Origin of the sequence: Geobacillus sp. ZGt-1, assembly GCF_001026865.1 — a bacterium.
In the GTDB taxonomy this organism is placed as follows: Bacteria; Bacillota; Bacilli; order Bacillales; family Anoxybacillaceae; genus Geobacillus; species Geobacillus thermoleovorans.
Genome location: NZ_LDPD01000025.1, coordinates 115292 through 126240, shown reverse-complemented (window position 1 = coordinate 126240; position 10949 = coordinate 115292). Strand labels below are relative to the sequence as shown.

Here is a 10949-nt window from a genome sequence, read left to right as displayed (position 1 = left end):
AGAGTGGCACTCACTTTGAGCGCAATGCTTAAGGGTAATTCTTACAATGCGCGCATACCGTTGGCCCGATATTTTTATACAGTTTTGAGAAACAGAAAGAGATTTGTCGGCTGCCCAAAAACGCGGCGATGCATAGCCCCATCACCGAAGTGGTTGTCAGCGGTACAAATACGGGGTGCCGTAGTATTCCGTCCGGTTGAGCTCCGGGTATTCCAAAGTGAAATGAATGAAAATCGGGCACCAATCACAAAACGGGTACGTGTGAAAAAAAGCGCGGTCGCCATAGCGAATGGCTTCGAGCGCCAACGGCAATTCTTTCTTGAATACGTTCGCCCGGCGCGCATTTTCTTGCCGGCCCATTTGCCGGTTGCCAATGAATACATAGAGAAACAATACTAGCTGTTGCCCGGCTTGTTTCCATTCACCGAGCACTTCATCGCGTTGAGAAGTGAGCTGATCAGTGACAAATGCGCGGGAGACGGTGAGGAATAAGGCGCCAGTCGTGTCCGAGTGGGTTAAGGTGTACAGACGGCCGTTCACTGGTGACAGCTGGGTGATTCCAGCGGTCTGGGTGACGTGCAGTCGCTCGGGAGAAAGGTGTTTCATGGCGGTCCCTCCTTCTTTCATCTTGTTCTGCAGCGATGATGGGCCCATAATATGAATATGCGCCTCGTTTGTTCATGATGAATGGATTCGTGATCGGGAAAAAGAGATAAAAAAGAAGGCCGAACGAGCGAATCTTTCGCTTCGTTCGGCCGAGCGATCGGCGCCTGTTAGTCGGTTGCGGCGGATGGCTCTTTGTCTGCCGCTGCTTCACGATGAGCGGCAGGAGTGTCGGCTTCGGCCCATTGCGGGCGCCAGGCGATGCAAAGCGCCCCGCCGATGATGCCGAGAATCGTGCCGACTAAGAAGCCGCCCAAGGCGCCCATGATCGACAGAATGGCACTGAACATACCGATGATGCCGAGCAAGGTGGATAGCCGCGGCATGGCGTAGGAAAGAATCCCCATCAACATGACCATGCCGCCAAGGAAAAAGCCGACGAACACCATGCTTCCGGGAACGAGAGAAATTTCGTATAGCTGCATCGGAACCCATAAAATCACAAGGCTTGATAACAAGAGAAACGTTGCCCCCCAAAACGGGCGGCGTTTCCGCCAGCGACCGAACGCCTGCCAGCTAGAACGAATGATGCCCAATGTTTCTCATCCTTACTGAAATTAGTTGAGTTTTTCAAAGTACACTTTCATGCCCGGCAGCGACACTTTTTGCTGGAATAAGTAGACGGTTTTGATATCGCCGTTTTCGATCGTAATGCTGTCGGCTCCTTGTGTGAATTCTTTGGCCGCTTTCTCGACTGGGTTGCTCGTATCGCCGACATAGCTTTCTTTCATCGTCAAGCTGCCGAAGGAGATGTTGCCGTTGATTTGCGTCGCTTTTTGCACGAGGCCGTCAATGGAGACAGGCTCGCTCGCGACAATGACGACGCGAATGCCCAAGGCCGGGAAGTCTTTCGAAATCCGAAGACCTTGAATCGTCGCTTTATCCATTTCATTGACGAAGACCGGCGTCTGCGGCGCATTGCCTGCTTCCGCCACGCCGCCGTACATTTTAAACCCGCTGCCGTTTAGCTTGTCAAACTGAACAGTGAATTCGCCGACCCCGCTGATTGGTACGGCATAGGCGACGCCTGTCAGCCCGAAGGCGGACAACATAAGAGTGAGGGCAAAAAATCCTCCGAGCAAGGCGAGAAGCAACGGTTTTTTCGCCGTGTGCCCTCCTACAATCAGTGATTGGCTGGCCATATTCATGAACATTCTCCTCCCCTTCACATAAATTGAAAGCGCTTTAAATATAGATTTAATTAAATATTAAAATAATTCAAATAAAATAAAATCCCTACATTTGTAGGGTTTTTTCCCGTCTTCGTCGCAGAGGGGAGAAGGAATCAACGCACGCGTTGCGAAAATACAATAGTGAGGGAACACGGTCGACCAAAAAAGGGGGGCGTTGCCTTGTCAACAGAATTGCACAATCATTTGTTTCGACTGCTGAGAGAGGCTTCGGATATTTTGCGGCAGTATGAAAGGGAAGTGAACCGGGAATGGAAGCGGATCGGCGAAGCGCTTGGCAAGCGGAATGCGCGGGTTCAAGAGGTGTTTTCCACGCTGTGCGCATTCGTTCAGGCAAGATTGCTCCCGTACGGGGGCGAACACCCAGCGAATAGGCATCTCGAACGCATTGCGGCGTTTCATCCGGAGATGGTCATATTTTCCCTAAATTTAATGGAAAATACGGTTCATCAAGTGTTGAAGGCGCATGCGTCAGCGGCTGCTACGCTGCACCCAGCCGTGCGGTATTTGTTTTTCAAATGGAATGAATGGTTGTTGTATGAAATGAATGAGCAATCATTCAAAATCGGCCGCGATTCCTCGTGGAAAAAAGAATCCTTGTGGAAAGACGCCGTCATTTTGTTCAACGAATGGATTTTGCGGGCGCAGACGTTTGAGGAATCGGCGGCGCATATTTGTTTTGGTTTTTCCTATTTTCTTCCTTTCAGCCGCTGCGCTCTGTTTCAATTTGTCAATCAGGAGAGCACAGCCATCGGTCTGCACGGGCATGGCGTGGACAATGGGCAAATTCAGCGCTTGCGCGTGGAATTGGACAGCATTCCGATGTTGAAAGAAAGTGTGGGGAAATTGAAAGCGGAAGTGCATGAATTTCGACATTTTCGTCCGATTTATGTGCCGAGGGCGAGCGAACAGTTTCCGCGCCTGTATGTGGATTTGTTCGGTTTGGCCTCACTGGTGATCGTTCCGGTGTATGTGCCGACGGAAGGGCGGATGATTGGAGGCGTCGTTCTCGACCGCGGACCGGGCCGCTTCTTTGCCGTTGACCGCCGCCTGTTTCCCGCGCTGATGAAATTTGGCCAAAGCGCGGGGGAGTTGCTGTTGAAATGGATCAAGGCGCCAAAAAAAGAATGGGAAGGGATGGCGGAATCCTTGTCGCCAAGAGAAATCGAGATTTTGAAGCTGCTCGCCGACGGAGCCTCGACATTGGAAGCGGCCTGTCAGCTTTATTTGAGCGAATTTACGGTGCGCGACTACATTTCCAGCGCCTTAAGGAAACTCAACGCGAAAAATCGGACGGAAGCGGTGGCAAAAGCGCTGCGTCTTGGGTTGATCGGATGATGAGGCGGACCGGTCTGTCCGGCCGTTTCATTTCACACCATTTTCGCCGATTGCTCACCGTTTGGACACAGTTTTGTTCTATACTNCCTACTGAAAAACATGAAAACATGGCAGGGGGGAAAACTGTGGAACAAACGGTGAAGGCGGCGGACAAACAGCGGCCGATGTATGCGGCGGTCTGGAGGTGGCATTTCTATGCCGGGATCATCTTTGCGCCGTTTCTGATCATTTTGGCGTTGAGCGGGGCCGTCTATTTGTTTAAGCCGCAGATCGAATCGGCTCTGTACGGCCATTTGTACGAGGTGGACAAGGTAGGGGAAAAAAGGCTGTCTCTCGTTGAGCTGACGGAACGGGTCAAGGAGAAATATCCGCATGATTCCGTTGTCTCTGTGACGCTTGAGAAAGAAGCGAATCGGACCGTGAAAATCGGGATGATGGACAAAGGAGAAATGGTGTTTGCTTTTGTCAATCCGTATACCGGGGAGATTCAAGGGGCATTGCGCGCGGATGAGAATTGGACGGAAATCGCGAAAAAAATCCACAGCGAGCTATTGATTGGCGGAACGGCAGCCAACCGTTTTGTAGAGCTGGCGGCTTGTTGGGGCTTTATTTTGTTGGCCACGGGCCTCTATCTTTGGTGGCCGCGGCAATCATTCTCTGTTCTCGGGACGTTTTGGCCGCGCTGGCGGGCGAAAAAACGGTTGGCTTGGCGCGATTGGCATGCAGTGACAGGCATATGGTTGAGCATCGGCATTTTGCTGCTCATTGTGACAGGGATGCCGTGGACAGGGGTCATGGGGGAGGTCATCAACCGCGTGGCGACGGCGACAAACACCGGGTATCCGCCGTTTGCGTTCAGCTTCGGACCGAAGCCGGAATCGAAAGTGGTCACCAAAGACGTGGCGCAAGACGTGCCATGGGCGGCCGAGCAACTGCCGGTGCCTTCTGTTCATACACACAACACGACTTCGTTGTCGCTCGATGACGTGTATGCGATCGCGGAGGCGAAAAAGGTGAAAAAGCCGTTCACCATTTCGCTGCCGCAAGGGCCGAAAGGGGTGTTTACCGTTGCGACATCGAAGACGAAGCCGTGGGATAACGCCACCTTGCATATTGACCAATATTCGGGACGGGTGCTGAGCGATGTCCGCTTTTCCGACTACGGCGCATTGGCCAAAGCGATTACGATTGGCATCGCGTTCCATGAAGGGCGGTTGTTTGGGCTGGCCAATCAGCTCGTCAATCTCGTTTTTTGCCTCGGGCTTGTGTTTTTGTGCGTCAGCGGCTTTGTCATGTGGCGCAAGCGCAAGCCGAAAGACGGTTTCGGCGCTCCGGCGCGGGTGAAAGACCCTCAAGCGGCGAAAACGGTGTGGGGCGGCATGATCGCTGCAGGAATTGTGATGCCGTTATTTGCTTTGTCGCTCGCCGCAATTTGGCTGTTTGATCGTTTTGTTGTGCAAAAGATTCCGAGCATTCGTCGCTTTCTAGCGGCGTAAACATCTTTGGAAGCGGCTTGAATGTCCTTGAGCATCAGGCCGCTTTCTTTTCTCGACGTTGGGTTTTTTTGTCATGTTCTGCATGGGGCGGCATATGGATAAAAAGGGAATCTTCTTCAGCGCATCAAAAGGGAGGAAATGAGAATGAACCAGCCCTACGCGTCCCATGCTTCGTCACCGCAGCTCATTGCCCTGGTTGACCCGTATGTGTACCACGCTTTCCAAGCTTTGAACGGCAAAGAAGTGGTGGTGGAAACCGTCCGCGGTTCGATCCAAGGAACTGTGAGGGATGTGAAGCCGGACCATATCGTCATCTCGGCGCATCAGGCGGTTTATTACATCCGCTTGGCGCAAGTGGTGTCTGTTCGCCTCAGCAATTAATGGAGAGGAGGAAAAGAGTCGTGGTATTTCAGCGGATCGACCGGCTGGCGATTGAATTGCCGAAGCCCAAATACGCGGACCCCAATGCGGCTGCCGCTGTTCAGGAGCTGCTTGGCGGCCGTTTCGGAGAAATGTCGACGTTAAACAATTATTTGTTTCAGTCATTCAATTTTCGGCAAAAACAGAAGCTGCGCCCGTTTTACGAGTTGGTGGCGAGCATCACCGCCGAAGAGTTTGGCCATGTGGAGCTCGTGTCCAATGCGATCAACCTTTGCTTGACCGGCTCCACCCATCCAGGTGATCCGGATACAGCGCCGATGAAGGATGCGAAAGACAAGCGCAATACGTATCATTTTATCGCGACGGCGCAGACGGCGTTTCCCGGCGATTCGATGGGGAAGGCGTGGACGGGGGAGTACGTGTTCAACAGCGGCAACTTGATTTTGGATTTGCTTCACAACTTTTTCCTTGAATGCGGAGCGCGCACGCATAAAATGCGCGTCTATGAAATGACGGACCACCCTACCGCCCGCGAGATGATCGGCTACTTGCTTGTGCGCGGGGGCGTTCATATTTTGGCGTACGCCAAAGCGATCGAAGTGGCTACGGGGGTCGATGTGACGAAACTGCTGCCGATCCCGAAGTTGGATAACCGTGTGTTCGACGAGGCGAGAAAGTATGAGGATCAAGGCGTCCACCGCCGGCTTTATACGTTCAGCGATCGCTATTACAAAGAAATCGTCCGCATTTGGCAAGGAACCCATCCAAGCGATGGACAGCCGCTCGAGGTGGTCGAAGGAGCGCCCCAAGGGGGGGCGATCCCCGATTTGGACGAAGTGCCGGAAGAATTCGCCCCCGGGATTTCGGCCGAAGATTTTTTCGAAATCGCCAAGCGGCTGCAGCGGTCGGCAGGGTTGTGATGAGGCGCCCAACGGCGCCTCATTTTTTGAAAAGCAGGTCATTGAACAAAAAGGACGGCGCAACGAGGGCATGACGTTTCCCTTGAGCGTCCACGATTGGAGGAATCGCTATCTTTCTTCATGTTGTTCACCGGCGGCGCGGGCGGCAACGGTTTGGAGCACGTCGAGGAATGTTCGGGCGCTTTTCGGCAAATACCGTTGTCGGTCGAGGATGGCGGCGGCTTCCGCTGTCATCGAAGAGTCGATGATCTCCAGCACCTTGATGCCAGGGAGGCGAAACAAGGCTACGGTGGATTGCGGCACAATGGTGGCCCCGAGGCCTTGGGCGACAAGGGAGAGCAATATGGTCGCGTCCGGGCATTCGCATAGAACGTTCGGTTCAAAGCCATGGCGGCGGCATTCCTCGATGACCCGCTCGTACTGTCCGGCGCCGTGCACTCGGTGGAGAAGGAGAAGCGGCCAATCCGCAAAATCGCGCATGCATAACGCGGTTTGGCCGGTTTTCCATTGCGCCGGCAACACGCCGACATAACGTTCGCCGGGCAGACGGATGACGTCGTAATCAGCCGAGTCGATCGGCAGGCGGACGATGCCGATGTCAATGTGCCGCTCGTAAAGCAGCTGGCAAATGGAAAATGTATCTCCTTCACGGAGATGAAAGGTCACGTTCGGGGCTTGTTCATGGAAGTGACGGATGGCTTGGGCCAAATAGTAAAAGCACGATTTAACGCAGCCGATCGACAGCGTTCCCGCCGTTCCCTCTTCGATTTCTTTTACTTCCGCTACGGCGTCATCCAGCTGGGCGAGCAGCCGTTTCGCCTTTTCGTAAAACGCTTTGCCCGGTGCGGTGAGCTCCATTTTTTTCGCCTTCCGGTCAAATAAAGGAACGCCGAGCTCTTCTTCGAGCTGCTTCAGCTGCTGGCTGAGCGGCGGCTGGGCGATATGAAGCTTTTGCGCCGCTTTGGTGATTTGCCCCTCTTCGGCAATCGTGACGAAGTATTTCAGCTGCTTCACATCGATCATGGCCGTGACTCCTCTCTTGCTTCCATATCTTTTTCGTATAGGATGGTTGATCATTTTTGTATTTTTCATATATGAAATCATATGTTATATTAATTTTGAACATTCTGAATGATAGCGCTTCCTTATCTATTATACGTGAAAACGGGGGGAATGAAAATGCCGGCCAAAACAGGTCAGGAGTATATGGAGCGGCTCAAGCGGGCGAAAAGCAGCGTGTACATCCACGGGGAAAAAGTTGAGGATGTCACTGTTCATCCGGCGTTCCGCAACGTCGTCCGTTCGATGGCGGCGCTTTACGACCGGCAATATGAAAAGCCGGAGAAAATGTTGTACCGGTCGCCGACAACCGGGCAGTTCGTCGGCATGACGTTCATTCAGCCGACAACCATTGACGAGCTCATCGCCCGCCGCGAGGCGACGCAAGAATGGGCGCGTATGTCGGCGGGGATGATGGGCCGTTCTCCCGATTATTTAAACGCGGAAGTCATGGCCATGGGCGTCGCCAATGATCTATTTGCCGAAGATGATCCGATGTTTGCCGAAAACGCGAAAAACTACTATGAGTACGCGCGTGAAAACGACATCAGCTTGACGCACACGCTCATCCATCCGCAAATGAATCGCGCCAAGGCGCTTCATGAACAAAACGATGCCGATGTGCCGCTCCATTTGGTGGAACGGCGAAAAGACGGGATCATCGTCAGCGGCATCCGTCTGTTGGCGACGCAAGGCGGGATTACGGACGAAATTTTAGTGTTTCCATCAACCGTGAAAAAATCGACAGCTGGTGAAGACCCGTACGCGCTCGCCTTTGCCATTCCGAACAATACGCCGGGCGTCAAGTTCATTTGCCGCGAGGCGTTTGACTACGGGCGGAGTGCGTGGGACCATCCGCTGGCGTCCCGCTTTGAAGAGGGCGATGCCATCGTTTCGTTTGAAAACGTGTTTGTGCCGTGGGAGCGCGTGTTTGTTTGCGGCAATTCATCGATTTGCAACCGGACGTTCCGTGAGACGAACGCGGTCATTCATATGTCCCATCAAGTGGTGGCGAAAAACATCGTCAAAACGGAGTTTTTGCTCGGTGTCACGCTTTGTCTGATCGAAGCAATCGGCATCGGCGAATTCCAGCATGTGAAAGATAAAGGGGCGGAAATCATGCTCGTCCTCGAGACGATGAAGAGCCACCTGTACCGGGCTGAGCACAATGCGAAGCGAGACCGCTGGGGAACGATGACGCCGGATTTTGCCGCGCTCGATGCCGCGCGCAACTGGTATCCGCGCATTTATCCACGGCTTTCGGAGATCATCCGCATTTTAGGAGCATCGGGGTTGATGGCGATTCCGACTGAAGCCGATTTCCATCATGAAGAAATTGGAGATATCGTCCGCCGCGCGATGCAAGGGGCGACGGTGGACGGCTATGAACGCGTCCAGCTGTTCCGTCTCGCCTGGGATCTCACGATGAGCGCGTTCGGAGCCCGACAGACGCATTACGAATATTACTTTTTCGGAGATCCCGTTCGGATGGGGATGGCGTATTTTGACGGCTACGAAAAAGAGCCGTATAAACAGTTTGTACGCGAATTTCTGCGCGGCGCCAAAAGCGTGTTCATTCCTTCCGACAGCCAGCGGTGACAGTGCAAATTGAGTTGGATTTTTCGAAAGGGGAGAAGGATGATGACATTTTCCATTATTCGCTGCGCCCGCGCGGTGCTGCATGTGACCGATTTGGCCGCCGCCCGCGATTTTTACGAACGGGTGCTTGGGTTTGTCGTGACGGAAGCGGATGAGAGCCATCTGTATTTGCGGGGGCTGGAAGAATATCATCATCATAGTCTTCTATTGAAAAAGGGGCCCCGCCCTGCGGTCGAGGCGCTTGGCTACAAAGTCGGTTCCGAGCAGGAATTGGAAGCGCTTTATGAATGGTTTGCGGCGCAAACGCTGCAGCCGAAATGGCTGGAAGCGGGAAGCCAAAACGCCATCGGTCGGGCATTTCGCGTTCAAGATCCGTCCGGGCTGCCGCTTGAGTTTTTTGCCCAGATGGAGAAAACAGAGCGGCTTTTGCAGCGGTATGACTTGCACCGCGGCGCCCGCGTGCAGCGCATCGATCATTTCAACTGCGCGGTTAGAGATGTAAAGAACGCGTACGACTTTTATGTCCATGGTTTGGGCTTTGCCTGCTCGGAGTATACGGAAACAGAGGATGGGAAACTTTGGGCTGCATGGCTGCACCGGAAGCAAAACGTCCACGATTTGGCGCTGATGAACGGAAAAGGGCCGCGCCTTCACCATATCGGGTTTTGGCTGCCGGACCCGCTCAGCCTGATCCATGCGTGCGATGTGCTGGCGGCGGCCGGATATGCGCCGAACATTGAACGCGGGCCGGGCCGCCACGGATTGTCGAACGCCTTCTTTGTCTATTTGCGCGACCCGGATGGCCACCGAATTGAGCTGTATAACGGCGATTATTTGACGAGCGACCCCGATTTTCCGCCGATCCGCTGGGATTTGGACGATCCGCGCCGTCAAACGTTCTGGGGGCATGCGGCGCCGGACAGCTGGTTTGAAGAGGCGTCCATCGTCCTTGACGTTCACAGCGGCCAGCCGATCGAGCCGAACGAACCGACATTGGCGAAGCGGAAACCGACCTTCCTGATTTAGAAAAAGACCGCCGCCTTTCTGCTCGCGGTTTTTTGGGATCAAGATTATATATGATTTTATCGTTGATTTCATATATGATAATGTGTACAATATAAATAAGATTCAGAAAAATAAAGTCAATAGGGGGCAAAGGGATGGCATACCACGAGGCGAAAGAACGGCTGCGCGGCTCGATCGCGCCGGTCGTCACGCCGTTTGATGAGGAAGGAAACGTTGATTTTGCGGCGCTCGCCGCGCTCATCGATTGGCATATTGAAAGCGGCACGCATGGCATTTCCGTCACGGGAACGTCGGGAGAGCCGAGCTCGCTGACGCTTGAAGAGCGAAAACAGGTGATGGAAACGGCGAAAAAAGCGGTGGCGGGTCGGGTGCCGTTCGTGCCGGGGACGGGCTCGACCAACCATGCGGAAACGATCGAGCTGACCAAATTTGCGCAAGAGATTGGGGCCGATGCCGCGATGGTCATCGTCCCGTATTACAACCGTCCGTCCCAGCAGGCGCTGTATAAACATTTTAAGGCGGTGGCCGAGGCGGTCGACATTCCGATCATCGTCTACAACATTCCGGGGCGGACGGCGGTCAATTTGGAAGTCAAAACGTTGGCGCGGCTGGCCGAAGATTGTCCGAACATTATCGGCGTGAAAGAGTCGAACAAAGACTTCGAGCATGTCAACCGGGTGTTGTGGCATTGCGGGCGCGATTTCCTTCTCTTTTCCGGCATCGAGCTTTTGTGCTATCCGATGCTGGCGATCGGCGGCGCCGGATCGATCAGCGCGACGGCGAACGTCGTGCCGCATAAAGTGGCCGAGCTGCACGACGCTTGGTTTGAAGGCGACATCAAGCGGGCGCAAGATCTTCATTTTGAACTGATGGAGCTCAATGATGTGCTGTTCATTGAAACGAATCCAGGTCCGGTGAAAGCGGCGCTCGGGATGATGGGGAAAATCACCCCGAAGCTCCGGCTGCCGCTCGATTTGCCAAGCGAAGAGCATCAGCAGCAAATCCGCCGCACGCTCGTCAAATACGGCTTGCTGGCTGAAGAGACGCAGGACGAAGAAATGCAAAAAGCGACATAAAACAAGCGCGTGCAACCGGTCACGAGTGTTGATGATTCGTTGCTTCCCGAAAACAGAGCGCCATGCAGCTGCACGCTCCGTCGGCAAGCGAACCGCTTGCCGACGGCGGCAGAAAAGCCGGGAACAGTGCTTTCTCAACTGATTTTGATTGGTTCATCAACACGCCTGGCAACAGGCATATTAGATGCAACGAAATCGTTT

Annotated in this window: 11 protein-coding genes; 7 read left to right on the top strand and 4 right to left on the bottom strand. The window is 53.8% G+C overall.

Annotated elements, in window-relative coordinates:
- Positions 1–156: 156 nt before the first annotated feature.
- From VU18_RS13295 to VU18_RS13285, 3 genes are all read right to left on the bottom strand, one after another.
- Positions 157–606, bottom strand: coding sequence for a staygreen family protein (locus tag VU18_RS13295; protein WP_033026222.1), 450 nt, complete (start codon positions 604–606; stop codon positions 157–159).
- Between the two features lie 167 nt (positions 607–773).
- On the bottom strand, positions 774–1199 hold the full coding sequence (locus tag VU18_RS13290; protein ID WP_033026220.1) for a DUF6114 domain-containing protein: 426 nt from the start codon (positions 1197–1199) through the stop codon (positions 774–776).
- A 21-nt stretch (positions 1200–1220) separates the two neighbouring features.
- Entirely contained in the window at positions 1221–1811 is a 591-nt protein-coding gene (locus VU18_RS13285) for a DUF6230 family protein (RefSeq protein WP_015375775.1), read from the bottom strand.
- Between the two features lie 204 nt (positions 1812–2015).
- Between VU18_RS13285 and VU18_RS13280 the strand changes: the two genes are divergently transcribed.
- From VU18_RS13280 to VU18_RS13265, 4 genes are all read left to right on the top strand, one after another.
- A complete protein-coding gene (locus VU18_RS13280; RefSeq protein WP_033026218.1) occupies positions 2016–3191 on the top strand; it encodes a response regulator transcription factor in 1176 nt (391 codons plus the stop codon).
- A gap of 125 nt (positions 3192–3316) precedes the next feature.
- Complete coding sequence (locus tag VU18_RS13275) at positions 3317–4687, top strand: PepSY domain-containing protein (protein ID WP_014196699.1); 1371 nt, start codon at positions 3317–3319, stop codon at positions 4685–4687.
- Between the two features lie 144 nt (positions 4688–4831).
- Positions 4832–5068, top strand: coding sequence for a YuzF family protein (locus VU18_RS13270; protein WP_013144273.1), 237 nt, complete (start codon positions 4832–4834; stop codon positions 5066–5068).
- 20 nt (positions 5069–5088) lie between these two features.
- The gene (locus VU18_RS13265) at positions 5089–5988 is read left to right on the top strand and encodes a manganese catalase family protein (RefSeq protein ID WP_014196698.1); all 900 of its coding nucleotides are present in this window, start codon (positions 5089–5091) and stop codon (positions 5986–5988) included.
- 108 nt (positions 5989–6096) lie between these two features.
- On the opposite strand, the gene VU18_RS13260 is transcribed toward VU18_RS13265, so the two are convergent.
- Positions 6097–7011, bottom strand: a complete 915-nt coding sequence (locus tag VU18_RS13260) for a LysR family transcriptional regulator (protein ID WP_014196697.1) — start codon at positions 7009–7011, stop codon at positions 6097–6099.
- A gap of 156 nt (positions 7012–7167) precedes the next feature.
- Between VU18_RS13260 and hpaB the strand changes: the two genes are divergently transcribed.
- The 3 genes from hpaB (at position 7168) to hpaI (ending at position 10748) form a co-directional block, all read left to right on the top strand.
- A complete protein-coding gene (gene hpaB, locus VU18_RS13255) occupies positions 7168–8646 on the top strand; it encodes a 4-hydroxyphenylacetate 3-monooxygenase, oxygenase component (RefSeq protein ID WP_021321751.1) in 1479 nt (492 codons plus the stop codon).
- Positions 8647–8688: 42 nt separating this feature from the next.
- Positions 8689–9672: a 3,4-dihydroxyphenylacetate 2,3-dioxygenase gene (gene hpaD, locus VU18_RS13250; protein ID WP_021321752.1), complete on the top strand. Its 984-nt coding sequence runs from the start codon at positions 8689–8691 to the stop codon at positions 9670–9672.
- Positions 9673–9806: 134 nt separating this feature from the next.
- Positions 9807–10748 (top strand): 2,4-dihydroxyhept-2-ene-1,7-dioic acid aldolase, encoded by a 942-nt coding sequence (gene hpaI / locus VU18_RS13245; RefSeq protein ID WP_011232502.1) that lies wholly within the window; start codon positions 9807–9809, stop codon positions 10746–10748.
- Positions 10749–10949 lie beyond the last annotated feature (201 nt).